This is a genomic window from Roseibium aggregatum IAM 12614 (assembly GCF_000168975.1).
In the GTDB taxonomy this organism is placed as follows: Bacteria; Pseudomonadota; Alphaproteobacteria; order Rhizobiales; family Stappiaceae; genus Roseibium; species Roseibium aggregatum.
Map to the genome: position 1 here is coordinate 161,178 of NZ_AAUW01000003.1, position 26,306 is coordinate 187,483.

22 protein-coding genes are annotated in these 26,306 nt (G+C 58.9%); 15 read left to right on the plus strand and 7 right to left on the minus strand.

The genetic code is table 11. From position 1 onward, the window contains the following. Positions 1–220: 220 nt before the first annotated feature. The 5 genes from SIAM614_RS05260 to SIAM614_RS05280 form a co-directional block, all read right to left on the minus strand. Positions 221–4,522: a tetratricopeptide repeat protein gene (locus SIAM614_RS05260; RefSeq protein ID WP_208983900.1), complete on the minus strand. Its 4,302-nt coding sequence runs from the start codon at positions 4,520–4,522 to the stop codon at positions 221–223. 93 nt (positions 4,523–4,615) lie between these two features. Beyond that, positions 4,616–5,347 carry a MotE family protein gene (locus SIAM614_RS05265; protein WP_006932662.1) on the minus strand — a complete coding sequence of 244 codons (732 nt, stop codon included), beginning with the start codon at positions 5,345–5,347 and terminating at the stop codon, positions 4,616–4,618. After that, a complete protein-coding gene (locus SIAM614_RS05270) occupies positions 5,344–5,904 on the minus strand; it encodes a DUF6468 domain-containing protein (RefSeq protein WP_006932664.1) in 561 nt (186 codons plus the stop codon). The genes SIAM614_RS05265 and SIAM614_RS05270 overlap by 4 nt, the downstream gene beginning before the upstream one ends. Further along, positions 5,901–7,097: a flagellar motor switch protein FliM gene (fliM, locus tag SIAM614_RS05275; protein WP_229597946.1), complete on the minus strand. Its 1,197-nt coding sequence runs from the start codon at positions 7,095–7,097 to the stop codon at positions 5,901–5,903. The genes SIAM614_RS05270 and fliM overlap by 4 nt, the downstream gene beginning before the upstream one ends. Positions 7,098–7,147: 50 nt before the next feature. Further along, a complete protein-coding gene (locus SIAM614_RS05280; RefSeq protein ID WP_006932674.1) occupies positions 7,148–7,660 on the minus strand; it encodes a flagellar basal body-associated FliL family protein in 513 nt (170 codons plus the stop codon). A gap of 282 nt (positions 7,661–7,942) precedes the next feature. Here SIAM614_RS05280 and flgF point away from each other — a divergent pair, with 282 nt between their 5' ends. The 8 genes from flgF to SIAM614_RS05320 all read left to right on the plus strand — a co-directional run bounded on the left by flgF (position 7,943) and on the right by SIAM614_RS05320 (position 16,038). Continuing rightward, positions 7,943–8,683 (plus strand): flagellar basal-body rod protein FlgF, encoded by a 741-nt coding sequence (gene flgF / locus SIAM614_RS05285; protein ID WP_040439309.1) that lies wholly within the window; start codon positions 7,943–7,945, stop codon positions 8,681–8,683. A 22-nt stretch (positions 8,684–8,705) separates the two neighbouring features. Beyond that, complete coding sequence (gene flgG / locus SIAM614_RS05290) at positions 8,706–9,488, plus strand: flagellar basal-body rod protein FlgG (RefSeq protein WP_006932676.1); 783 nt, start codon at positions 8,706–8,708, stop codon at positions 9,486–9,488. A 20-nt stretch (positions 9,489–9,508) separates the two neighbouring features. Continuing rightward, the gene (flgA, locus tag SIAM614_RS05295) at positions 9,509–10,501 is read left to right on the plus strand and encodes a flagellar basal body P-ring formation chaperone FlgA (protein ID WP_040439310.1); all 993 of its coding nucleotides are present in this window, start codon (positions 9,509–9,511) and stop codon (positions 10,499–10,501) included. After that, complete coding sequence (gene flgH, locus SIAM614_RS05300) at positions 10,502–11,251, plus strand: flagellar basal body L-ring protein FlgH (protein ID WP_006932678.1); 750 nt, start codon at positions 10,502–10,504, stop codon at positions 11,249–11,251. It abuts the gene before it with no gap. Positions 11,252–11,434: 183 nt separating this feature from the next. Beyond that, complete coding sequence (locus SIAM614_RS05305; protein ID WP_006932679.1) at positions 11,435–12,199, plus strand: NAD(P)H-dependent oxidoreductase; 765 nt, start codon at positions 11,435–11,437, stop codon at positions 12,197–12,199. 134 nt (positions 12,200–12,333) lie between these two features. Continuing rightward, positions 12,334–13,140 (plus strand): lytic murein transglycosylase, encoded by an 807-nt coding sequence (locus SIAM614_RS05310; RefSeq protein WP_006932680.1) that lies wholly within the window; start codon positions 12,334–12,336, stop codon positions 13,138–13,140. 207 nt (positions 13,141–13,347) lie between these two features. After that, positions 13,348–15,330, plus strand: a complete 1,983-nt coding sequence (locus SIAM614_RS05315; protein WP_040439313.1) for a bifunctional 2',3'-cyclic-nucleotide 2'-phosphodiesterase/3'-nucleotidase — start codon at positions 13,348–13,350, stop codon at positions 15,328–15,330. A gap of 102 nt (positions 15,331–15,432) precedes the next feature. After that, positions 15,433–16,038: a hypothetical protein gene (locus SIAM614_RS05320; RefSeq protein ID WP_006932682.1), complete on the plus strand. Its 606-nt coding sequence runs from the start codon at positions 15,433–15,435 to the stop codon at positions 16,036–16,038. 94 nt (positions 16,039–16,132) lie between these two features. Here SIAM614_RS05320 and dksA read toward each other — a convergent pair whose 3' ends face one another. Together dksA and SIAM614_RS05330 are read right to left on the minus strand one after the other, a co-directional pair. Next, the gene (gene dksA, locus SIAM614_RS05325; RefSeq protein ID WP_006932683.1) at positions 16,133–16,549 is read right to left on the minus strand and encodes an RNA polymerase-binding protein DksA; all 417 of its coding nucleotides are present in this window, start codon (positions 16,547–16,549) and stop codon (positions 16,133–16,135) included. A gap of 165 nt (positions 16,550–16,714) precedes the next feature. Next, positions 16,715–17,134 carry a flagellar assembly protein FliX gene (locus SIAM614_RS05330; protein ID WP_040439388.1) on the minus strand — a complete coding sequence of 140 codons (420 nt, stop codon included), beginning with the start codon at positions 17,132–17,134 and terminating at the stop codon, positions 16,715–16,717. Between the two features lie 331 nt (positions 17,135–17,465). Between SIAM614_RS05330 and SIAM614_RS05335 the strand changes: the two genes are divergently transcribed. The 7 genes from SIAM614_RS05335 to SIAM614_RS05370 all read left to right on the plus strand — a co-directional run bounded on the left by SIAM614_RS05335 (position 17,466) and on the right by SIAM614_RS05370 (position 26,225). Continuing rightward, the gene (locus SIAM614_RS05335) at positions 17,466–18,590 is read left to right on the plus strand and encodes a flagellar basal body P-ring protein FlgI (protein WP_040439390.1); all 1,125 of its coding nucleotides are present in this window, start codon (positions 17,466–17,468) and stop codon (positions 18,588–18,590) included. After that, complete coding sequence (locus SIAM614_RS05340; protein WP_157139686.1) at positions 18,590–18,901, plus strand: rod-binding protein; 312 nt, start codon at positions 18,590–18,592, stop codon at positions 18,899–18,901. The genes SIAM614_RS05335 and SIAM614_RS05340 overlap by 1 nt, the downstream gene beginning before the upstream one ends. Next, entirely contained in the window at positions 18,898–19,392 is a 495-nt protein-coding gene (locus SIAM614_RS05345) for a hypothetical protein (RefSeq protein ID WP_006932688.1), read from the plus strand. The genes SIAM614_RS05340 and SIAM614_RS05345 overlap by 4 nt, the downstream gene beginning before the upstream one ends. A gap of 275 nt (positions 19,393–19,667) precedes the next feature. Continuing rightward, positions 19,668–20,063: a hypothetical protein gene (locus SIAM614_RS05350; RefSeq protein WP_006932689.1), complete on the plus strand. Its 396-nt coding sequence runs from the start codon at positions 19,668–19,670 to the stop codon at positions 20,061–20,063. Positions 20,064–20,771: 708 nt separating this feature from the next. Then, entirely contained in the window at positions 20,772–22,268 is a 1,497-nt protein-coding gene (locus tag SIAM614_RS05355; RefSeq protein ID WP_006932690.1) for a flagellin N-terminal helical domain-containing protein, read from the plus strand. Positions 22,269–22,945: 677 nt separating this feature from the next. Then, positions 22,946–24,442 (plus strand): flagellin N-terminal helical domain-containing protein, encoded by a 1,497-nt coding sequence (locus tag SIAM614_RS05365; protein WP_006932691.1) that lies wholly within the window; start codon positions 22,946–22,948, stop codon positions 24,440–24,442. 289 nt (positions 24,443–24,731) lie between these two features. After that, positions 24,732–26,225 (plus strand): flagellin N-terminal helical domain-containing protein, encoded by a 1,494-nt coding sequence (locus SIAM614_RS05370; protein WP_006932692.1) that lies wholly within the window; start codon positions 24,732–24,734, stop codon positions 26,223–26,225. Positions 26,226–26,306: the final 81 nt, after the last annotated feature.

The window sequence follows — 26,306 nt, forward strand, 5'->3', positions numbered from 1 at the left end:
CTTCCCTGAAGATGTTCCTTGCCCGCTGTGCTCACCACAGGTGATTAGGCTGCGCGAAAGGCAATCAGCCCATCGTCTGCGGCTGCGTCTCGTTGCGAGAAGGTGCCTGTCTGGAAACGACAGTAGCCCCTTGTGATGCAAGATCTGGCCGGAAATTGCCCGACCACAACCCGACGACGGGCGCAGCCTGAAACATATCCGCGTCTATCAGGCGATCGCGTCAGCCAGCCGTTTCGTCCGTAACCGGAGCAGCCGCAGACTGATCCGGGCTGCGGTCAGGCGACATGTACTGGCGCCGATATTCCTTCAGGAAGGTTTCCAGGGAATCGATGTCGGCCAGCCGGTTGGCAACCTCGAGAAACTCGACGCCCTGCGCTTCGATAGGCCGCGTGACGACCTCGAAGGACGTGGCCTCCGGGCTGTCGGACATCTTGCTCATGTATTTCGTCTGCAGCCGCTCCAGGCTGAGCTGGTCGCCCGCAAGGGAATAGGCGATCGCCGCCCGCAGGATGTCCCGGCGTTCCAGATCGTCCAGCGGGATGTTGTCGGACCAGCGTGAGCCGTGCATGGCTTCCAGTTGCTCACCCGCGTCCCGCCAGCTTTCGGCTGCCCAGAACGTATCCGCCCGCAGCCGGTCGACGTCGGACCCGCGCATGTTGCGAACCAGTTCCAGCGCAAGATCGGGGCGTCCGCTTTCGGTCAGCGCGCGGGCTTCAACGATGTTGCGCTGACGCTCGAGTGTCGAGGGCAAGCTTGCCTGCCGCGTCCGGTTGAGCACGCGCAGGGCTTCTTCGGCCTTGCGGTCCATCAGATAGATCGCGGCCAGATCCGCGGCGATCTGCGCTCGGGCAGCGCCTTTCAGCCGGTTATCGACCTGATGGCGTAAAAGTTCCGTGGCCTGGTCCAGCAGATCGACTTCCACCAGTCTCTTGGCCAGAAGGCGGACCATCTCGTCGCCCTGACGGCCGATCGGCACCAGTTCCCGGAAATCATAGAAGAGAGCCAGCGCCTTCACCGGCGGCATTTCATCCGCCTTGCCGTCCAGGAACAGCGCATTGAAAAGGCCGTTCATTTCTTCCTGCAGCAACCGTGTGGTGTCCGCGTCTGGCTCGGCCTGAACAGCAGACTTCATGGCTTCGAAGGCTTCGCGGTACTGGCCCTGTTCAGCATAGAGCTGCGCCAGGAACCGCAGGGTCTTCAATTCGATTTCATCGCCGCGCCAGGACGTTGCCAGCCCTGCAAGCTGGTCGATGGCCTCATCAATGGTAAGTTCGCCGTCCCGATAGCGGATCCGGAGGGCCCGGTATTCCGCTTCAGCCGCGCGCGGCCGGTCGTCGGACTTGGTCACGAGGTCGAACACGGTCAGCGCTTCCTGCGACCGGCCGGAAGCATCGGCAACGCGGCCCCGCAGGATATCGTAGCGGGCAGCCTGCGTCCGCGTCACTTCGGCAGGCTCGATCTCCGCCAGCATGCCGTTGGCAACGCCAAAATCATTGACCTCAACCATGGCCTGGGCGGCGGCAAGCTTGAATTCGGTCTGGATCGCCGGAGGATAGTTGCCGACCACGGCCCGCCCTCTTGGCATTGCAATGCGCGCGGATGTCCAGTTGCCCAGCTTCACATCGACAATCGTCTGCCAGACTGCGGCATCAGGACTGTTCTTCAGGTCCGGCCGGTTCAAATGAGCAAACGCGATGTCGGGCCTGTTTGCCAGGGTCTGGGCAGCTCCCATCATGAGATTGAAGGAGCTGTCTTCGGCAAGGGCTGGTTCTTCCTCCAGCGCAAGCTTCATCAACCCCAGCGCTTCCTGAGCGAACTGATGTGCCAGATAGAACCGCGACAGTGCCATCAGCGGCTTGCGCCGCTTGCCTGCCGGAGACTTCGCCAGCTTGTCCTGAAGCTCCTGCAGGCGAGTGCGGTAAGCGCCCGGCCCTTCCGTGCTCAGGGAAACGAATTCGATGAAGTTGCCGTCCTCCGGATCGACGATCGTGCTGCCCGACCCGGTCCCGCCGCGCAGGTGCTGGCTGGAGAGCGCAAGACCGCCTTCCTTTTCGATGATCACGTCATCACCGATGATCTTCATCTTCAGACCATCGGACTTCGGCACGACAGCGATGCCTTGCGCGGAACTAAGCGCATCCAGATCGACAAACGTCTGAGGTTTCAACAGACCGCGCGGCGGACCGAACCCGGTGACGAGTGAAATCGTGTCGCCCACGAACGGGTCGGTCACCTGCCGGATGTTCTGCGGATTCTGATAGAGCACGCGCAGCACGGAGCCGCCGTCGCCCCGCACGTTCCGTTCCAGTTGCAGCGGAATGGACGGCTCCAGGATCAGATCGCCGATCACAAGCGACCAGGCATTCCCGTCGACCCCGACGGTGGCCAGCACCGGATCGGTCATATCCATGCGCAGGATCTGGTAATCGTCGAATTGCTGAACCTCGATGGTTTCCGCCGTTTCGGCCAACGCCGATACCATCCCTCTGGTGTCGATCGTGGCATCGGTATCGAAAATCAGCCAGATGCTGTCGTTACGGCGAAACACCGCACTGGAAACCGGCTCGGAGAACGGAAACACCACCCGGACCGTATTGCCGATGCGCCGGGCTTCGGCGGAAACGAAATTGCGAACTTCTTCAGCGAAATTTTCCGGCGGCTGTTCCGGCGACGGACGCTCTTTCAGGTCCTGCCCGCCGCTGGCACGCCAGGTTTCCGGCGCGGACTGTTGCTGGCCGGGCAGCTGTATTCCGGCTGGAACTTCACTGCCGCCGAGTGTCGGCGAGTTGAGGATCTGAACCGGCGCCGCGCCATAAGGCGCATTCGGCTGGCTGCCACGGTTGATTGTCTCAACCGGCTGCAAGGTCGGAATACCGTTGTTCTCGGGCGGAGCTTCCTGTTGCTGATCGTTGATCTGCTGGGTCGAGAGGTCCAGCATCGGGGCCTCCCGGACGATTTCGCCATCTTGCGGAAGCACTTCGTTCAGCGGCAACGCACCGGGATCAGTAGCCTGGGCAACAATAATCGGGCTATCTCCGGACGGGTTCGCAGCCCCGGTTTCGCCAGAGGGCGCCGTTGCCGGTGCCGTTGCAGGAATGGTGGCTGTCGTCAGCCCCTCCACGACCCCCTCGGAAGAGGCCGGCAGTACTGCGGCTGCAAGCTCTGGTGCAGGAAGCGTTTCGACCGCCGAAGCGGTCGGGAGGTCGTCAACACCTGCGGCTGCGATCTTGGTCCCGTCACCTGGTCCCGGTGGCGCATCATCCTGCGAAAGCGGCTTGGCTCGCGGAACCATGGCTAGCTGTGTTTGAACCGGACCTTCCGCCCGGCCAGCTTCCGGATCCGGCTCGGCCTGAAGCGATGCAGACGGGCCTGGAACTTCGCCAGGTGTCGGCTGCGGCGCTTGCGGAGCCTGTGCGCCTTCGTCCGTCTTGCTGCTTCCCAGAGGAACCACGAGATAGGCCGGAGATTCATCGGCCCTTGATTCCTTCAACGCCCCGCCACCCGTTGACGAGGCAGCCTCAGTCCGCGGGTTTCCGCGCGGATCCTTCACCTCACGCGTGTCCCGCAGGCCCGGCGCGGTAATCATGTTCTTGCGGTTTTCATTGTCCTCGACGGACAGTTCCTTGTTGATCAGCGCATTTGCCGGATCGTTGACTTCCATGTTCTCCGGCGTCACGTCGATGACGTAGGTCTGCTCCTCGCGGAACGCCCGGATGTCGACGGACGGCTCGACACGCATCAGGAATTTCAGCTTGCCCTGGTCCAGGAAGGACGTCGCGTCGATCACGCCCTGGGGCAGATGCGCGCGCAAATGGGCAATGTCGAGCTGTGCCGGATGATTGAACGTCACCTTGATGATGTCGTTTTCACGCACGAATGCAGTATCGAACTTGATCGACCAGTCGAACACCAGACGGGTGAAGGTCGGGTGTTCGCCCACATGGAGGGTAACTTCGGGGCCTTCCTGCGCCTTCAGCCGCGCCTGCTCAAGCGCACGAACCTTGCGCATCGCCTCTTCGGCGCGCTTGGCAAGATCGCGAACGACATCGTCGGGAAGCCCCGGCGGCAAGCCCTGCCAGTCCAGCGGCAGGATATCGACAAACAGCTTTTCACCGGCTTCCAGCGTATTGATCTGAAACTGGTTCTTCAGCGCAAACCGGATGGCGCTGCCGTCCGGATCGCGGCGGGCAATGGTGACATAATTGCCGAGATCCAGCGGAACGTCATCGACATTGATGTCGATCGGATCTTCGAACGAGATCCGCAAGACCCCGCCGGTGATGACCGCGTCATAGATCGGCAGCAGGGTGCGGTCCTTGAACGTCAGGACGATACGGCCATAGCCCTCTTCCTGGGAAACGCTCAGATCAACCGGTTCCAGATTTTCGGATTGGGCCAGGGCGGCCCCGGTCAGACAGACAAGACCAAGCCAGATGGCAGCCAGCAGATGCGCGAAAACACGCACCCCGCCCGCAAACGCGGGAGTTCCGCCGGTCTGGGATGTCAGGAAAGGTCCTGGCAAGATGTTCTGTCCTCGGATGACGCCAACACACTATTGTTAGTCAGGTCTTGTTAACGTGCCCTTACGCGATACGCGGGAATCCCGCCTTTCCGGTCAGTTTGACGGAATTTTCGGCAGCGTCTCCGGCACCTGCGCCTGTGCCTGCACCGGTTTTGCGTCCTCGGCGGGAATTGGCGAGGCGCTGGCGATTGCCACGGTCAGGCGTTCGGCCGCTTCGGGATCCATTTTCCCGAGGATATCCGCCATCTTGCGAGGTTTCATCTGACGCACCACCTTCAGCAGGACCGGCAGGCTCAGCCGGTTGAAGATCCGCGCGGCATCCTTTGGCTTCATGCTCTCATACATGGTCACCAGGCCGGCGATCTCGCTTTCTTCCTTCTCCTGCTTCTGTCCGACCGCAGCCTCGATACGCTCCTCAAGCTTTTTCAGCTCGTTGACCCGCTTCTGGATGCGCTCTTCGGTGGCCTGCAACAGCTTTTCGCGCAGGTCGAGCTGGCCTTCATGCTCCTGCAGCGTTTCACGCCGCCTGCCGAGGCTCTCCAGAACCGCGCGTTCGGCGGCCGAGCCACCGATTTCAAGACTGTCCGGCAAAACCGGCTCATCGCCCCCTCCACCAGGCGGCGGTGGTGGCGGCGGCGGACCATCCGCGGCCATCTCCGCAGTTGGCTCTGCCGCGTCGCCGCTGCCGTCCCCCGGCGTTTCCTGAGCGACTGCGCCGTTGATGGGCAGGTTGCTGCTCTGTGGGCCCAGTGCGAAGCCAAGCAGCTTCAGGGCCAGCAGGGCGCTTGCCGAAATCCCCAACAAAGGCAGCAGTCTTACATTCATGCAGCAGCACCGTTCCTTTTACGGAATTGTTCCAGCCGCGCTGTCGCTTCCGCCGCAGCACTGCGGATGTCGGAAGCCCGGCTGCTTCTGCGGCGCTCCGGCTCGACTGCCGGAGCTGCCTGGCCGTAGCCCGCAGCCTGATGCGCGTATTGTTGTTGCGGTTCCGGTTGCGGCGCAGCCGCATAGGGATCGCTTCTCGTCACCGCTTCCCTTTGCGGTGCGGCCGAACGGGCGGCCTCCGCAATCTGCGATATCCTGGCGAATACTAACTCACCTTCGCCGACTTGTTCGGCAAGAGTGTGAGACATGGTTTCCGCTTGCTTAAGACGGCTCCCGAGGGTCTTGTCGGCTTCCGCAGCGGTTGTCTTGAGGCCGAGAATGGCGCGCTCGGCAATTTCCGTTGCCGTCATCAGCTCCGAAATGGTTGCCCGAAGCACCTCTTCATCGGCTCGCAACCGCTGCAGGCGGCTGTTCAGTGTGAAGCAGTAGCCGATGGTGATCACCAGAAGAACCGCAACCAGTCCTTCAATGATCATTCCGAGTGGCAATGCGCTCATTGGTCCCCCATTTCGCTTTGCATGGCGCGTTCGAAGGCGGCCAGCGTCATTTTTGGCTTGCGCAAGTTCTTTGCGACGCGGATGGCAATGGAATCGTCCACTTTACCGAGCGTTCCCTCGGTCAGTGGAATGTTTCCGCATTTGATCATCACCGGGTCGGTCGGCTCCTTGTCGAAGACAAGCGTCTGACCGACATCCAGGCTGAGCACCCGCCCGAGCGGCAGGTAAGTCTCATAAAGTACGGCATCGACCTCGACTTCGGCGGCGTGAATTTCGGTCGCAAGGTGGCCTTCCCAGATCGGGTCCCGGCCGAATTTTTCCCCCATGAACATTTGCAGCAGCAGATCGCGGATCGGCTCCAGCGTTGCATAGGGCATCATGATTTCAACGGACCCGCCCCGGTCTTCCATGTCGATTCTGAGTTCGACGAGAATAGCGGCGTTGGCGGGCCGGGAGATCGCGGCAAAGCGCGGGTTCGTTTCCAGACGTTCCAGGTTGAAGTGAACCGGGGACAAGGGGGCGAAGGCGTGCTCGGCGTCCTGAAGGATCAGCGCCACCATCTGCTGGACCAGACCGGTTTCGATCGTGGTGTAGGGCCGGCCTTCGACACGCACTGCCGAGGTGCCGCGCCCGCCGCCCAGAAGCACGTCGATGATCGAATAGATCAGGCTGGACTCGACGGTAATCAGGCCGAAACCGTCCCATTCCTCGGCCTTGAAGACCCCCAGGATGGCCGGCAGCGGAATGGAGTTCAGGTAATCGCCGAACCGGACCGAGCTGATGGAATCGAGCGATACTTCCACGTTGTCGGACGTGAAGTTGCGCAAGGAAGTGGTCGTCAGACGCACCAGACGGTCGAACACGATTTCGAGCATCGGCAGACGCTCGTAGGAGACCATCGCCGAGTTGATCAGCGCGCGGATGCCGCTCTGGTCGCCCGCAATCGTGTCCTCGATGTTGAAGCCGAGGAGGTTGTCGATTTCTTCCTGGTTCAGGACACGGTCGGCACCGCGCGTGGCGTTTTCCAGATCCGGCTCGCTGTCGTCGATCATGGCCGCCCACTGGGCCGCCATGTCGTCGGAACTGCCAGCGCCCTGCTCCTCTAGAGCAGCACCCCACGCCGCGGCGAGATCTTCGTCGTCGTCACTGCCGGCGCCCTGCTCTGCAAGAGCGGCTCCCCAGGCATCGGCCATGTCCTCTTCGGACAGGTCATCATCGTCGTCGATATCAGCCATCTATAAAGTCACTGGACAAGGATTTCCTTGAACAGCACCCCTTCAACTCTCGCCGGATAGACCGACAGATTGATCCGTCTGAGCAATTCTTCCTTCAGGCGGAACAAACCGGCAGACCCTTCCAGGTCCGCGGGGCGAAGCTCGCGCAGATAGATCTGAAACGCATCCAGGATCCGCGGCAGATACGGCTGGATCTGGTCGATCATTGCGCGGTTCTCGACTTCGAGGGCAATCCGGACCTTCAGATAGGTCGTACGCCCTTCCGTCGCCAAATTCACCGTCATTTCCGGCAGGTCGTAGAAGACCACCGGTTTTTGCACTTCCTGCGGCGACTCGGCATCTCCTGGAACCGGCGCAGGTGCGCTCGACCCCATCAGGAAGTAATAGCCCGCCCCGCCTGCAGCCAGCAGAACCACCAGACCGATGCCGCCGAACAGGATCAGCTTCTTCTTGCGGCCACCGCCACCAGCTTCAGCTCCATCCTCGCCGTCTTCTCCGGCTGCGGCATTTTCATCCGTCATTCCGCACTCCGATCTGCAGGCGCTCGCGCGCGCTTATTTATTACTAAAGAGTTAATGGTTAACGAATGGTTACCGAGCCATTAACGCGAGTCACCGGGCAAAAATTGCCAAGTGGTTAACTTCTGCCGGAATCTCTTGCCGCATGCACCCGCCCCATTTGATTTTTACCCAGATTTCCCAAGGATTTAAAAACTGGCACGCCTCGTGCATTAACCTTAACGAGCCAGCGGATCTGGGGAGATCGGCCGGCTTACTCGGGGAGCACGAAGGGAACCGTTCACTATGGAGAACGCTCAACTAGTTGCCTTATCAAGGCAATCGATCCTGCGGAACCATCTGGATGTGATCGCCAACAACATGGCGAACATCAATACATCCGGGTTCAAATCGCAGAATCTGCATTTTGCGGAATACGTCATGCCAGTGGCAGACGGCTCGGCTTTTGAGCCGCAGGACCGCGCCATTTCCTACGTCGACATGTTCACGACACGGACCGACTTCACGCATGGTCCGATCAAGATGACGGGTAATGAATTCGACCTGTCCCTCAACAGCGACGGTTTTTTCGCTGTGCAGATGCCCGATGGCACCGAAGCCTACACGCGCAGCGGCGCGTTCCGACTCGACTCGACCGGCCAGTTGATCTCGGCAGATGGAAGTCCGGTCATGACAGACCAGGGCCCGATCTCCTTCAACGCCGAGGACGGCCGTGTTGAGATCGCACAGGACGGCACGATTTCAACACGTCTGGGCATTCGCGGCCGCATCAAGGTCGTCGATTTCGAGGATCCGCGGACCCTGGAGAAGATCGGCAACACAATGTTCAAGGGTGAGGACCCGATACCGGCCCAGGAAGTCCGAATGGTCCAGGGCGCCGTCGAAGGGTCAAACGTCTACGGCATCACGGAAGTCACGCGCCTCATCGAAGTGACGCGCGCCTACGACTCCACTGCCAAAATCGTGAAAGACCTGGATGAGTTGCGCCAGCAGGCGATCTCCACCCTCGGCAAGCTGCAGGCCTAAGAGCCTTTAAGGGATCACTACCATGAAAGCACTTCATATTGCCGCAACTGGCATGAAGGCCCAGGAACTGAACGTCGAAGTCATCTCGAACAACGTCGCCAACATGCGGACGACGGGCTTCAAGAAGCAGCGCGCCGACTTCCAGGACCTGCTCTACCAGAACCTCCGGCGCATGGGCACGGAAACGTCCGATTCCGGCACCATCGTCCCGACCGGTATCCAGATCGGCTCCGGCGTCAAGATCGCAGCCACCGGCCGTATCATGTCCCAGGGTTCCCTGGAACAGACCGGCAAGGAACTGGATCTTGCCATCCGCGGTGAAGGCTTCTTCCAGATCGACATGCCGGACGGAACGACGGCCTACACCCGCGACGGCTCGTTCGAACGCGATGCCAACGGACAGCTCGTGACCATCGACGGCTATTCCGTCAATCCGGGCATCACCATTCCGCAGACGGTGAAGGACGTCACCATTTCAAACACCGGTGTCGTTCAGGGCGTCGACCAGGCCGGCAACACGGTGCAGCTTGGCCAGATCCAGCTTGCCCGCTTCGTCAACAAGGCCGGTCTCGAAGCCATCGGCGACAACCTCTACCTGGAGACGGACGCCAGTGGCGCACCGGAAACCAGCAATCCGGGCGACGAGAGCTACGGCACGGTGCAGCAGTACTTTCTGGAAATGGCCAACGTGGATGCAGTCACGGAAATCGCCGATCTGATTTCCGCCCAGCGCGCCTACGAGATGAACTCACAGATCATCCAGGCCGCCGACGAGATGTATTCCACCACCACGAACCTCCGCTAAGACCGAGGCTTGAGACGATGATGAGACATCTGCTGAAAGCTGCATCCGGACTGTTGCTGGCGGGCTTCCTCGCCCTGCCGGCCCAGGCGAGTGAAACGGCGGGCGAAAAACCGGTCCTGCGGTCGCAGGTCATGACCCTGTCGGACATCGTGACCGTTGGCGACTTCTACTCCAATGCCGGAATGCTGGCTTCCAAACCGCTGTTCCGGTCTCCTGACATGGGGACTTCCGGCAATGTGCCAGCGGATGTCGTCGCCGAGCGGGCCCGCGCGGCCGGACTGGAAACCGCAGGCACCGACGGACTGAGAACAGTCGTCGTCTATCGGGGCGCAACACGACTGAACCATGACCAGCTCGCAGGTCTTGCCCGCAAGGCCCTGGCGGAACGCAATGCCGGCATCGACACCGAGCGCCTGGACATCCGCCTGATGCAGGCACCTGATGAGGTTCTCGCCGACCCCAAGGTCCACGACCCGATCCGGATCGACCGCGTTGAGTGGAACCAGTCGAACGGCCGCTTCACGATCCAGGCAACCGTGGCGGTCGAAGTCGGCACGGAACCGCTGATCCTGACAGGCGTTGCCACCGAAATGGTCGATGTGCTGGTTCTGGTGCAGCCCGTGCGCCGTGGCGACATCGTCCGGGAAGAAGACCTGAACATCATTCGCGAAGCCCGCACCAAGGTCCCTGCAGGCGCCCTCACCGAGGTGGAAGACATCGTCGGCAAGCAGGCCCGCACCACCTTGCGCGCAAATGCCCCCCTCTCCCGCAACGACGTTCAGCGCCCGATCCTGATCGAGCGTGGTGAGAAGATCACGGTGACCTACGTCATGCCGGGCATGAAACTGACCTCGCGAGCCCAGGCCATGGATAGCGGCGCCAAGGGCGACGTGATCGATGTCATGAACCTGCAATCACGGCGCATCGTGCCGGCGACGATTACCTCCCGCGGCCAGGTACGCGTTCACGCCGCCAATCCGATTGTCGCAAGCTTGAACAGCGAGAAAAATTAAATGCTGAGCACCTTTCCCAGACACCTGCTGGCAAGCATCGCCCTTTCCACCCTCGCTGCAGGGTGCGGCACCGCCGACAAACTGGCGAACGTCGGCCAGCAACCCGCCCTGAACGCGATTCAGGATCCGACCACCACTCCGGGCTACCGGCCAGTGCAGATGCCGATGCCCGAACCGCAGCAGGCCCATTACAATCCCAACTCGCTGTGGCAGTCCGGCAGCCGTGCCTTCTTCAAGGATCAGCGCGCCAGCCAGGTTGGCGACATCCTGACCGTTGTCGTCACCATCGACGATCAGGCCGAGATCGAGAACAAGACGGAGCGTAAACGCAGCGAATCCAGCGGCGCCGGCGTCGGTGGCGCTCTTGGCACGGCGATCGACACCATCTTCCTGCCGGCAAGTTCTGCCGCCAGCGATCTGGCCAACGTCAACAGCGACTCCAGCTTCTCCGGCGACGGCAGTGTGGACCGCAACGAAACCCTGCAGACCACAGTCGCCGCCGTGGTGACCCAGGTTCTGCCGAACGGCAACATGGTGATCGAAGGCCGGCAGGAAGTGCGCGTGAACTTCGAAGTCCGCGAACTGATCGTCGCCGGTATCGTCAGGCCTGAAGACATCACGTCCGACAACCGCATCGCCAGCGAACAAATCGCCGAAGCGCGGATCGGGTATGGCGGCCGCGGCCAGATTACCGACGTTCAACAACCCCGGGTCGGCAACCAGGTCCTGGATATCCTGCTGCCGTTCTGATCCCCAACCTTTCTCAGTCCCCCGGCCGAAACCTGCGGCGTGTTCTAGAAGCGCCTCAGGACCGGCTGATGACGGGCACGATGTCTCGCTCCCCGAGCATCGTGCCCGTTCTCATTTCCACACCGGAAAAGACCGGTTAGAACCCTTGCGTGATTTGTTGCCCTTTCCGGAAAGTCCAACCACGTGACCACCACCCTCATTGTTCTCGCCCATCCTGCGCAAACCTCCTTCAACGCCGCCTGGGCACGCGCAACCGAGGCCGCTTGCCGGGCCGAAGGTGACGACGTGCTTTGGTCCGACCTCTACCAGCTCGGTTTCGATCCGGCGGAGCGGGCAGAACACTACGCAGCGGACATCGTTACCGATCCCTACGACGTCCTGAAAACCCAGGAAGCCGCCTCCAGAACCGGAAACCTTCCTGAAATTGTTGCCGACGAAATCGAAAAGCTGCGCAAGGCGGACCGGATCGTTTTCCATTTTCCGGTCTGGTGGTTCGCGCCGCCTGCAATTTTGAAAGGCTGGTGCGAGCGTGTGCTGACCAACGGCGGCCTGCACGACACCTCCAACCGTTTCGACACCGGCCAGTTCAGGGGCAAGCCGGTGCTTTTCTGCGTCACGACCGGCTCCAAGGCGAGCGAAAGCGCCCATAACGGCAAGGAAGGCGACATTCAATTGCTGCTGTGGCCGATGGCCTACACCCTGCGCTATCTGGGTTTCAGCGTACTGGTGCCCCGGGTCGTTCACGGAGTGCACGGCTATCACAAAGGGGTGGCAAAGGAAGACCTGGAAACACGCCTTCAACACGAGATCGATCGCCACCGGGAAACGATTGCCCGTTTCGAAATTCTGCCGAAAATCGAATTCAACGCCGACAACGACTTCGACAGCGCCGGCACACTTGACCCCGGAGCGCCCTCTCACAGCCATTTCATCCGGCACACGCCCTGATTTCCCGGTGTAAGGCAAAGACCGGCGCTAGATTTGTCCACCGCCGGAGCCGATTTTCGTCTATCTAGCGGATGACGCTAGCGGTTTTTCAGATAGAATGGTGACAACCTTCTTATTGGCACAACGGGGTTTCGATGCGCCTTCTTTCAGCAGTCGTCTTTGGGTTTGTTCTCTTGTCCGCACCCTCCGCCTGGAGTGCCTCATGCGGTAACGGACCGGGCGGTTTTGAGGCCTGGAAACAGGCTTTCATCGCAAATTCTCAAAGCTACGGCCTCAAGCAAAGGGTCGTGGAATCGTCTCTCAAGAACGTGAAATACAGCAAGAAGGTCGTCTCGCTGGACCGGAACCAGAAATCCTTCAAGCTCAGCTTCAACCAGTTCTATGCCAAGCGGGTCAACAACGCGATGATCCGGCGTGGCAAGCAACTCGGCAAGACCTACGCCCGCATCTTCCGGGGCATCGAAAAGAAATACGGCGTACCAGCTCCTATCATTCTGTCCATCTGGGGTCTTGAAACCAATTACGGCAGCTTCTCCGGCAACATGCCGGTTCTTCAGTCCCTTGCCACGCTGGCTTATGATTGCCGCAGGTCCGATTTCTTCACCGCGGAACTGATTGCCGCGCTGACAATCGTGCAAAGTCGGGACATGCAGCCGGCGGAAATGAAGGGTGCCTGGGCCGGAGAACTCGGCCAGACCCAGTTTCTCGCGACCAGTTATGTCCGCTACGCAGTCGACTATGACCGGGATGGCCGCAAGGACCTGATCCGCTCCATCCCGGATGTGCTGGCCTCCACCGCCAACTACCTGGCCCAGAAAGGCTGGCGGCGCGGCCAGGGCTGGGGCCCGGGCACGGCCAACTACAACGTTCTCAAACAATGGAACAAGGCCAGCGTCTACGTGGAAACGATCTCGGTCATGGCGGGCCAGATCAGCGAATGAGCCCGCGCTGACCGCTCACAATCCAGCTTGACAAAACTGCCGATCCGGGCAGCAATTTCCGTCATACGGGTGTAACCCTTGCGGACCAATACCGTTGGCGGCGGACACTTGCTGCGCGGCGGGCACTGGCGGCTGTCTGTCTGCCATGCGCTGTTACGCCGGGCAACATCGACACCAACCCTTGAGCGGCCGAACAGGAGCCAACTGATGTCCACTCTCAAAGACTTTTCGATTTCACGGCGCACGCTCCTGATGGGTGTGGCGGCAACAGGCTTCACCGCTGCGCTTCACCCCTATTCCGTTCTGGCCAAGGAAGGCACGGCGCACCTGCGCCTGATGGAGACCACCGATCTCCACGTCTATGTATTCCCTTACGACTACTACAGCGACAAACCGGTCGATACCGCCGGACTTGCACGCACCGCCACGCTGATACGCGACATCCGGAACGAGGCGACAAACTCGGTACTGGTGGACAATGGCGACTTTCTGCAAGGCAACCCGATGGGGGACTATGTCGCCTACGAGCGCGGCATGCGCGAAGGCGACCTCCACCCCGTCATCAAGGGCATGAACGTCCTGGATTTCGACGCGGCGACGCTCGGCAATCACGAATTCAACTACGGCCTGGACTTCATGATGAAGGTGCTGGCCGGCGCCAATTTCCCGGTTGTCTGTGCAAACCTTGTCAAGGGAAGCGCGCTCGCGGGCAATCCGCGGGACGACGCCCTGTTTCTGAAACCTTATGTGATCGTCGAAAAGCAGGTCACGGATGGTGCGGGAAAGACCTATCCGATCAAGATCGGCTTCATCGGCTTTGTACCGCCGCAGATCATGAACTGGGACCGCCGCCATCTGGAAGGCAACGCCAATGCTCGCGACATCGTCGAAACCGCCAGGGCCTTCGTTCCGGAAATGCGCGAACAGGGGTGCGACCTTGTGATCGCCCTCTCCCACTCAGGCATTGACGCCAACGACTACTCCGAAGGCATGGAAAACGCCTCGCTGCACCTTGCCGCTGTCGACGGCATCGATGCCGTCTTTACCGGTCACCAGCATCTGGTTTTCCCGGGCCCGCAATATGAGGGTCTGCCGGGTGTCGACAGCGAAAAAGGCACCTTGTTCGGCAAACCGGCCGCCATGGGCGGTTTCTGGGGATCGCATCTGGGCGTGATCGACCTGATGATCGAGCGCGATGGCAACGGCTGGCGTGTCGCCAACTTCATGACCGAAGCACGCCCGATTTACGAAAAGGATGGCCGCACCGTAACGCCTCTGGTGGAGAGCCAGCAGGATGTGCTCGACGCAGTAAAGGAAGATCACGAGGCAACCCTTGCCTATGTCCGTCGGCCCGTCGGCAAGACATCCGCACCGCTTCATTCCTATTTCGCCCTGGTGGCGGACGATCCGAGTGTCCAGATCGTGTCAAAGGCACAGATCTGGTACATCGAACAGATGCTGAAGGGCACCGAATGGGAGGGGCTGCCAGTGCTCTCCGCCGCTGCGCCCTTCAAAGCCGGCGGCCGGGGCGGCCCGGACTATTACACCGACGTTCCCGTCGGTGATGTCGCCATCAAGAACGTGGCCGATCTTTATCTTTATCCGAACACCGTTCGCGCGGTCGCCATCAAGGGCAGCACGGTCAAGGAATGGCTGGAGCGCTCTGCCGGAATTTTCCATGAAATCGAGCCGGGCAAAGCCGACCAGGCGCTGATCAACCCGGAGTTTCCAAGCTATAATTTCGACGTGATCGACGGCGTCACCTATCAGATCGACCTGAGCCAGCCGTCGAAATATGACTCCAAAGGCGAAGTGATCAATCCGGACGCGAGCCGCATCGTCAATCTGCAGTTTGACGGCTCACCAATCGACCCGGATGCCGCGTTCGTGGTCGCCACCAACAACTACCGCGCAGGTGGCGGCGGCAATTTCCCGGGCATCAACGACGATGTCGTCATCTTTGTCGGCCCGGATACCAACCGAGACGTCCTGGTGCGCTACATCATCGAACAGGGAACCATCAACCCGTCGGCAGACGCCAACTGGTCGTTCAAACCGATGCCGGATACCACCGTTCTGTTCGAAACCGGCCCGGGCGGCACGCAGCACGCCGCCTCGGTGGAAGGGGTCAAGATTGAACCGGCTGGCGACGGCGCGGACGGATTCGCCCGTTACCGGATCACACTTTGAACGTCAGCACCTATTAACAAGCCCCGTTCGCCAAAATAGCGCCACAAAGAAATACAACCTGAAAGAGTTGTTTTTGTTCATTGTGGATTTTAGGGGCTGAAAATGCGCTATTTTTCTCTCGTTATGCTCGCCAGCATCCACCTGCTGGCGAGTGGCATAGACGCAAACGCTTGTATCACCTTCGCTCAAATGGACTTGAGTGACGTCAAATTTGGCGATGTTGTCGTTGTTGGAAAAATCCGAAACTACAAAATCGTTGAAGACCCCAAAGTCAGAGAAATACAGAAAAAGCGCTGTGAAAACAAAAAAACCGCGGACGACAGATACTGCAAAATGCGGAGCTTTCTTTCTGACTACGCCCAGTTTCAGATCGAAGTGGACACCGTGCTCAAAGGTGAGCCTGATGAGTCAGTTTCCGTGACCTGGGACAATTCGACCTTTGGTGAGCCGATCAGCCTGGGCGAAGAAAACGAGCGTTTTCTGATTGCGCTGAGAGCTGCGAATTCGAACATGCCGCCGTTGCGCGGACCAAGCGCCTTTATCTCCGCGAATCCAAGTCCGGAATTGCTGACGGTCTTGCAGGCGCCTTGCTCCTCCCCATTTATTTTCAAATTCCCCGGCGAAACAGCCTCCAAGGTCAAGGACATTCTGGACGGCAAAGATCCTGGCGACGCCGGAAGTACGAACCCAAGAAGCGGCTTCTATTGACGTTGACAGCATAAAAAAACCTTCCCGCGAGGGGAAGGTCTTGAAAGTCGTTACGGATCTGCCGTCTGCGCGGCAAACCGGCCGTTTCTGGAAATCAGTCGTCGCGATACACTTTTTCCCGACGCTCGTGGGCTTCCTGAGCCTCGATCGACAAAGTTGCGATCGGGCGCGCCTCGAGGCGCCGAAGAGAGATCGGCTCGCCGGTCTCTTCGCAATAGCCATAGCTTCCGTCTGTAATGCGTTCCAACGCATCATCGATCTTCGAAATCAGTTTCCGCTGACGGTCCCTGGCACGCAGTTCAATGGAGCGGTCTGTTTCGGACGACGCACGGTCGGCAAAGTCGGGATGGTTCTGGCTTTCCTCCTGAAGATTGGCGAGGGTTTCCTTGCTTTCCTTCAGGATCTCTTCTTTCCACACAAGCAGTTTGTTGCGAAAGTATTCGCGCTGCCTGTCGTTCATGAACGGCTCGTCTTCCGAGGGTCGATATTCAGACTCAATTTCAACCGTCATCGATAGCTCCGGATTACCGTTATGCCGGGCGCAATATATAGACCGTTCCTTCAACCGACAACGGTTCATTTGCGAAAAATGGCATCAAAGAAAGTTTATACCTTTCAAGACGTTGCGTAATTTTTGATCATTAAGATGGCAAATTTTGACCGTTTTGGAGCTCCCTCAGTCCTGGAATCGCCCAAGCTTTGCGAGCTCGACTTTGACCCGCAATTCGATCTCCTCCAGCACTGAATCGATCTCCGGATCACCACTCGACTGGCGTTTGGAGACCTGCCTGGCAAGCAGTTCCAACCTGTCTTCCGACACATGCCCGGCAAGCAGATCGGCACGCACGGATTCCAGCGTGTCCAGCAGATTGTGTCCGTGCTTTGTAGCCCGGGACCGGCGCTCGGCGCGGTCGTCCACCTCCTGCAGAGCCAGCAAGGCATCCATGCCCTGAATGGATGCACCGCCGGCGGTCTGGGAAGACTGCGAGACCTCTCCCCCCAGATCCGGTGCAAACTGGTTGCCGCCAGAAGAGACACTCTTCTTGGCACCGCGGCCCTGAACGCCGGTAATGGGTTTATTGCCTGTAATACGCATGGTCGATCTTTCGGTCGGTCTGACGGTCATTCTGGCGTATGGAGCGGCTCAGCCCGTCAGATTCTGCCGGGAAGGGTAAATGAGTCCTTAGGGGTGAGGCAATATTTGCCGACCGGCAGGTGCATTTCTTTAACCCCAAACGACAGTTTTACGTGGACATGCTCGCCATCATACCAGCAAAGGGCGCAGAATTCCGGCACTTTGATACAAAGAACCACCGCTTTTGAAAAAGTGGCACGGCTCTCGCATTGCGCATCTCAGAAAATTGTCTCCCGGCCCAGCGCCGGAAACACAAAGACGGGTCAGATCGGTAATGCAAGAAGTTGGTGACATGATCTGCAAAGGGTTCAAGCGGCTGGCGCTTCTGGGGGCTGCCGCCGTAGTTGCTGCAACAGCCTTGGTGGCGCCGGCCCAGGCCGCATCCCGCATCAAGGACATCGCCGATTTCGAAGGCATTCGCGAAAACCAGCTCATCGGCTACGGCCTCGTGGTCGGCCTGAACGGAACCGGCGACTCGCTCAACAACTCGCCTTTCACCCAGCAGAGCTTGCAGGCCATGCTGGAACGCCTCGGGGTCAACACCCGCAATATCGACCTCAATACCAACACCGTCGCCGCCGTCATGGTGACCGCCAACCTGCCACCTTTCTCCACTCAGGGTACCCGGATCGACGTCAACGTCAGTGCGCTTGGCGATTCTGACTCGCTTCAGGGCGGCACGCTTCTGGTCACTCCGCTGGTCGGCGCTGATGGCGAAGTCTACGCCATTGCCCAGGGGTCGATCGCCATCGGCGGTTTTTCCGCCCAGGCTGATGCCGCTTCCGTTGTCCGCGGCGTACCGACCGCCGGGCGCATCGCAAACGGCGGCCTGGTGGAACGCGAGCTGGACTTCAAGCTGGCCTCGCTGACCACGCTTCGCCTCGCCCTTCGCAATCCGGATCTGACCACTGCGCGGCGCATTGCCCTGTCCGTCAACGAACTGATCGGCATGCCGACCGCAGAGCCTCTCGACCCGGCAACCGTGCGCATCGACCTGCCTCAGCAATACGACGGCAACATCGTCGACCTCCTGACCGACATCGAACAATTGATCGTCGAACCGGATCTGGCCGCCCGCATCGTCATTGACGAGAACTCCGGCATCATTGTCATGGGCCAGGATGTGAAAGTGTCCATGGTCGCCGTTGCCCAGGGCAACCTGACCGTGACCATCGCCGAATCTCCGCAGGTCTCACAGCCTCTGCCTTTCGCCAACGGTCAGACCGCCGTCGTGCCGCGCTCCGACGTGAGCGTTGACGAGGAAGGCTCCAAACTCGCCATCGTTCCGCAAACCGTCACGCTGAAACAGCTTGTCGACGGGCTGAACGCCCTGGGGATCGGCCCGCGTGACATGATCTCCATCCTGCAGGCCATCAAGGCCGCAGGCGCCCTCCAGGCCGATATCGAGGTGCTCTGATGGCCGAGCTGGTTTCTCCAACGTCCTTTCAACAGAGCCCGATGGATACGCTGCGCGGTGTTGACCGGACAAACAAGACCCGGGTTCGCGAGGCCGCCGAGGAGTTCGAGGCGGTTTTCCTGAACACCATGCTCCAGAACATGTTCACTGGCCTTGAGAACGGCGGCACCTGGGGCAAGGGTCACGGGGCGGATGCCTGGCAGAGCCTTCTGGTCGACGAATACGCACGCAACATCGCCGCGAGCGGCGGCATCGGCCTTGCCGACAGCGTGGAACGTGAACTGCTCGCATTGCAAGAGGGGTCAAGATGACCGCACAACCCAACACCTCCACCTTTCCGTTTTCACTGGACCGGCCCACCAGCCAGCAGGAAGCCGAGCAGTTCTGCTCTGCCCTGTCCGGCACGATGGAAGCCCTCTTGTCCGTTATCGAAATGGAGACCGACCTGGTCAGGGCGGGCAAACTCCGGGAAGCCGGCGAACTTCAGCCGGACAAGGCCCGGCTGATCCACGAATACACGCGCGGCATGATGACCGCAAAGGAACACGCGGTGGCTTTGGGTAACCTGTCCCCGGCCTCCACTCAGTCGCTCCGCCGGCAGCATGCCGAGTTCCAGCCGGTTCTGCGCATCAATCTGGCAGTGCTTTCAACCGCGAGGGAAGTTGCCAGCAACATCGTCGCAAGTGTTGCCAAGGCGGCCGGCGCGAAAAACGCCAACGCCCCGACAACATATGGACGCAACGGTTCCGCACCGGTCGGTCCTCAGTCTGCCCGCGGCATCGCCGTCAATCAGTCGCTGTAAAGATTTCGGTCAGCCTGTAAGCAGATCGAAGTAATGCGGTTCTTAAAGAAAGGCTCCCTCATCGGGAGCTTTTCGTGTATTTGATGGGCTCCCTAAACTCATCCGGTTGCCGATTGCTGAGGCTAAATCTGCCAACAGAAACGAATCAGGAACAGCGACAACCGCATAGATCGCAATCCCTAAAAGTCTAATCATTCCGTTAACGGAGGATTCATTCCCTTACGTTACTTTTCTCTGTCTATCGGGTAAAAGTTGTTAGTCACCCGGAGGAAAAGATGTTGGACACGGGATTGGCCCGGCCGCCATCGCCGACATATACGGCGATAACGCCGGTTACGCGGGCACCGGAGCGCAATGCTCCATCTGTTGAAACGGACCTTCCGGTCGAAGAGACCGTCAGACCGTCCACAGAGACGCAAAATGGACAGCGCACTGCGAACAACGAACGCGAGCAACGTTCGCTGGGCGATCGCTTTTCTTCTTCTGTCGAACGCCAGAATATCATCGATCCGGAATATGACGCTCTGGTCTATGTCGCGACCAATACCGAAACCGGTCAGGTCGTCCGTCAGATTCCGGCCGAAACCCTGCTGCGGCTGCGGGCATACAACGAGTCTGTCCAATCGCAACAGAGTCAGGCTCCGACGGAACCGGTGCAGCGCGTCATCTGACCGGCTGCGGGCAAGCGAACGTTCCTGCCCGCTAAACGACGGCGTTCAGATGCGCCTTCGCCCCCTTCTGCCAGCCATCTTCTCCTCATTCCGGTTCCGGCAGGGCCCCAGTCATCTCTTCCCTGGATTTGCTTCCGGATCTGGCTCCAATCTCTTCTGAATTGCAAAGCTGCGTTTCTTCCCTGGAGCGCGCTCAAGGTGCCTTCCCTGCCAGGCTTGCCCAATGAAGCTTGCCCTACAAAACTTGCAATGAGGCGTTGATCCCAAGACGCTCACTCCTGGAAGCCTTCCAGCAAACCGCCCCTCAAGATCTGCCTGACAGCACCTAACCGACCACCTGTCTGTTGCCCCGTATGCCCCCTCTCCGCACTTTCATTTGGCTCCTTTGGACCGCGGGTTAACAGATCCATCAGGTTTCCGGTCGGCGGACCGTCTTGAGGGAATTTTCCATCGCAGAAGGGCTTTTTCAAACACGACCGCCAAGCATTCAACCTGCACCGTTAAGAACTTCATTAAGACCAAAATAGTTATTTAAAAACAATCCACTCAACTCATTCTGGCAATGATTTTAGTTGCTCGGCTTAGGGGGCTGTTAAGGTTAATTCACGCTAACCATCTTTGTTTAGAAGTTGTTACAAGAAACTGCCGATAGATGTTCCTCGACCCAGGAAGGGTCCGAGTATCTTGTACTCCTAGAAAGGAAACATTATGGGCGACATTACTCTGTCCAGCGCAGTTCGCGCCAACCTGAACACCCTCCAGTCCACCGCACAGTTCATGTCGGACGTCCAGAACAAACTGGCGACCGGTAAAAAAGTGAACTCCGCTCTGGACAATCCGAACAGCTTCTTCACTGCTTCCGGCCTGACCTCGCGTGCAAACGACCTGTCCACGCTTCTGGACGACATGGGCCAGTCCACGCAGACCCTGAAGGCAGCCGATCAGGGTATTTCGAGCATCACCAAGCTCGTTGAATCTGCAAAAGCAAAGGCCAACCAGGCCCTGCAGACCCAGAGCCAGTACGAGCGCAAGCAGTTTGCCGCTCAGTACAACGACCTGCTGACGCAGATCGAAGACCTGGCGAAGGACTCCGGTTATAAAGGCAAGAACCTGCTCGCAGGTGAAGGCAACGACCTGAGAACCATCTTCAACGAAGACTCCACTTCGAAGCTCGACATCGAAGCTGTTGACTACACCGATACGTCCCTGTCCACCGGTCTGAACCTTTCCGACCTGGCAGAAGGCGAAGGCGCTTCCGCATCCCTGCAGCTGCAGGGCGGCAAAACCGTCATCACGCTTCAGGACTCCGGTGGTTCCGCACTGAACACCTCCTCCACCCTGTCGGACTCCACTCTGATCTCCACGACCCAGAGCCTGTCCTTCGTCGATGACACAGCCACCAACCCGGCCGTGCTCTCCGGCGGCGTTTCCTCGACGGCTTCCGTTCAGGATCTCGTTGACAGCCTCAACGCCATCTCCGGCGTTCGTGCTGAATTCGACAACGGCACGGGTGAACTGACCATCTACTCCGATGAAGACTTCTACATCGGTGGTAACGGTTCTGCGACCACGAGCTTTGCAGGTACCCTCGTCGATGCGACTGCATTCTCCTCGACCACGGATACTCTGATCAATTCCGGTTCCTTCTCGGTTGGCGACACTCTGACGCTGACGGATGGTAACGGTTACGAGCTCGGCTCCTTCGAAGTTGAAGACGACAGCACTGTTGATGATCTGGAAAACTTCATCAACGACTTCAACGGCGTCTCCGCTGACTTCGACACGGGCTCCGGCCGCATCACCATCACGTCGGAAACCGACCTGTCTCTGACCAGTGACAACGCGGATTTCGCAAGCTCCGGCTTCACCGCGAACACCACGGGCATCGGCATTTCGGCTATCTCCGACAGTGGCTTTGCAACGGATACCGACATCAACCGCACGGTTGACCGGTTGAACACCGCACTGTCCAACCTGAGAACCCAGGCTTCCTCCTTCGGTACCAACCTCTCCATCGTTGAAAACCGTCAGGACTTCACAAAGAACCTGATCAACACGCTGGAAGAAGGTGCAGGCAAGCTGACGCTGGCCGACACCAACGAAGAAGGCGCGAACCTGCTGGCCCTGCAGACTCGTCAGAGCCTGGCTTCTACCTCGCTGTCCTTCGCAGCTCAGGCAGACCAGAACGTTCTGCGTCTCTTCTAAGCCAGAAACTCCGGTTAATACGGCATTGGAAAGCGGGCTCCGGCCCGCTTTTCTCATTTCAGGCACTCGCACAACCTGCCGCCTATTCGCGGTAAAACACGCCGCCAGGCTGCCACAAGCAGGGCCGGCGACTGCCCTCTTCCCGATTGAAGGTGTTTGTTGATTCTATGCAGCCGCTTCGTTTCCGGCAGCTTCGGCCGGGAACTCCGGTTCTGGCTCGTTTGTTAAGCCCTTCGCGCCGACAGATGAAAACGCGGCTCGCAATCTGCGCACACGCCTTGCCGTGATCAAGGCCGTCCTGGCTACGCCGGACGCCCACTCAACCGACCACTGGCCGTCTTTGCAGCCCCCAATGCCAGCTCCTGTATTTTTTTCCTGATCGCTTCGACGGCCAGTTTTTCATGCGAACCAACCGCGCAGAAACTCTTGGCTTGCGAGCTCCCTTCTGGCCCCAAGCCCCCCGCCCCCGCAGTAAGCTCATTGATACTTTTTAGAAGTGTCAGCCGGACCTGAAATGCAATGGCCTTGACAGTTCTGGCGAGGCCTTCAGCAGCGTTAACGTACTGATAACCCAATTTTTCAAGCGTTTAACCATTGATTAAGGTTAACGCCTGATGATCGGTCCCAACCTGCTCAGGAAGAGCAGTTGAAATTTGACCCAGGAAAGGGATAAACCGATGCGTGACATTACGCTGTCAGCCGCCGTGCGGCAAAACCTCCTCACACTTCAATCTACTGCAGACCTGATGTCGGGCGTCCAGAACAAGCTGGCAACCGGCATGAAGGTCAACTCCGCGCTGGACAATCCGAACAGCTTCTTCACGGCGTCCGGCTTGAACTCCCGCGCAGGCGATCTCAGCACTCTGCTGGACGACATGGGCCAGTCCCTGCAGACCATCAAAGCCGCGGACAAAGGCATTCAGACCATCACGGATCTGGTCGAGACCGCGAAGGCGAAAGCCAACCAGGCGCTGCAGACCCAGAGCCAGTACGAGCGTAAGACCTACGCAGCACAGTACAACGCTCTGCTGGAACAGATCGAAGATGTCGCCAAGGACAGCTCGTATAAAGGCAAGAACCTGCTTGCAGGCGCCGGCAACGACCTGACCACCATCTTCAACGAAGATGCGACCTCCAAGCTGACCATTGAAGCGGTTGACTACACCGACACCGCTCTCTCCACCGGTCTGAACCTTTCCGACCTGGCAGAGGGCGAAGGCGCGACCTCTTCTCTGCAGCTTCGTGGCGGCAAAACCGTCATCACGCTTCAGGATGCTGGTGGTTCGGCTCTGAACACTGCCTCCACCCTGTCGGACTCCACTCTGATCTCTACGACCCAGAGCCTGTCCTTCGTTGATGACACCGCGACCAACCCGTCGGTGCTCTCCGGCGGCGTTTCCTCGACGGCTTCCGTTCAGGATCTGATCGATGGCCTCAACGCTATTGCCGGTGTTCGTGCAGAATTCGACAACGGCACGGGCGAACTGACCATCTACTCCGATGAAGACTTCTACATCGGTGGTAACGGTTCTGCGACCACGAGCTTTGCAGGTACCCTCGTCGATGCGACCGCATTCTCCTCGACCACGGATGCCCTGGTCGACTCCGGCTCCTTCGCGGTTGGCGACACTCTGACGCTGACGGACGGTAACGGCTACGAACTCGGCACTTTCGAAGTTGAAGCAGACAGCACTGTTGATGATCTGGAAAACTTCATCAACGACTTCAACGGCGTCACCGCTGACTTCGACACGGGCTCCGGCCGCATCACCATCACGTCGGAAACCGATCTGTCTCTGACCAGTGACAACTCGGACTTCGCAAGCTCCGGCTTCACCACCGACACGGACGGCATCGTGATCGAAGCTATCTCCGACAGCGGATTTGCGACAGATACGAACATCAACCGTGTCATAGACCGGTTGAACACCAGCCTGTCCAACCTGCGGTCCCAGGCCTCCGAATTCGGTACCAACCTCTCCACTGTAGAGATCCGGCAAGACTTCACGAAGACCTTGATCAATACTCTGCAGGAAGGTGCTGGTCTTTTGACCCTGGCCGATACGAACGAGGAAGGTGCAAACCTGCTGGCCCTTCAGACCCGTCAGCAGCTTGCGTCCACCTCTCTGTCCTTCGCCTCTCAGGCGGACCAGACGGTGCTATCCCTCTTCTAATTCAAAGAGAATCAGTCGGACGCACGACTCACCAACAAGCAACGGAAACGGCGGGCCACTGGTCCGCCGTTTTCGTTTCAGGCCTGAATTACTGTCAGAAGGCGAAATTTTTTATCGTTCAGAATCAACGCTTTAAAAGAAAGCTTTTGGTAACTTTTATTTACGAGACGTTAATACGTGCATCAGCGATTAACTTTCCATTTAGTTTTACGACAAAGGTGCATGCTCGACTTGGAATAGCTGCATGATGCCTTTGGCGAGACCTGAATAGGGAAAGCGGTGAAGTCTGATGCCTGATATTGTTCTCTCCAGTGCTGTCCGGGACAATCTCCTGTCGCTGAAACAGACGGCTGATTTGCAATCGATCACGCAAACACGCCTGGCAACGGGTTTGAAGGTCAACACAGCGCTCGACAATCCGAACTCCTATTTCACGGCGCAGTCGCTCAACGACAGGGCAAGCGATCTGTCCAACCTTCTGGACAACATGGGCCAGGCGGTGCAGACGATCCGCGCCGCGGACAAGGGCATTACGTCGATCACCAAATTGGTGGAATCGGCCAAGGCCATCGCGAACCAGGCCTTGCAGACCTCCAGCGAATACGAACGCAAGCTGTTCACCAGCCAGTACAACGATCTGCTGGAGCAGATCGAGGACATGGCGCGGGACTCCAGCTACAAGGGCAAGAACCTTCTTGCCGGCGCCGGCAACGAGCTTGAAGTTATCTTCAACGAGGACAGCACCTCGAACCTCACTGTCAATCCGGTCGACTTTACAGATACTTCGCTGGAGGATGGTCTGAATCTGGACGATCTGGATGCCGGCGGCACCGGCACGTCGTCCTTCAACCTCTACAGTGGCACCACCACCATTTCCCTTTCGGGCTTGCAGGCCTCCTCAAACCTGACGGACCTCGCCGACTGGGCAACCGGCAACGTTGTCAGCATCACGGACTCCTCCGGCACCACCAACCTGACGGTTGGAACCGACATCACCACGGTGCAGGATTATGTCGACGCATTGAATGAATTGAGCGGCGTTCACGCCACTTTCGACGAAGCCACGGATTCGATCACGATCACGTCCGGCCTCGACAACGCGCTCTATGTTTCAAAAGACAATACCGGCGGTGGCGCAGCGACGGACGGTGGCGACACTGGCGGCACCACGACCACGATGACGGTGTCTCCTCTCAGTTCTACGGCAACACTGATCACCTCCGGCGGTTTCCAGGCTGGTGACACGATCACGATCACCGACGGCAACGGCTTCGAGCCGGCCTCTCTGGAGATTGATGAAGAAACCACGGTCAGCGATCTCGTGACCTTCATCAACAACGTGAAGGGCCTGGATGCGACCTTCTCGGGAGGCAGCATCAGTCTTATCGGCGAAGTGTCCTTCGACATTTCCAGCAGCAACAGCGATTTCAACAGAACGACACTCGGATCGACGTCGGGAACCGTGTCACTGACGGCCGCGGCCTCCGAGTTCAAGTCGGATACGGATATCAATCGAACGCTTCAGGCCATCAACGCGGCGCTGGATGAGCTTCGCAATGCGGCCCGATCCATGGGTACAGCTCTTTCGACAGTGGAAATCCGGACAGATTTCACTCAAAACCTGATCAACACGCTTGAGGTTGGCGCAGGCCACCTGACAATTGCTGACATGAACGAAGAAGGTGCTAACATGCTTGCGCTGCAAACCCGTCAGCAGCTTTCTTCGACGGCTCTGTCTCTCGCCAACCAGGCAGATCAGAGCGTCTTGAGCCTGTTCGGTTAACACCGGAGGCGTTTATCATTAAGGTATCGGGGGCAAATCGTTAACGGTTTCGTTAACGTTTCATGGCGATACTTCTGCGTG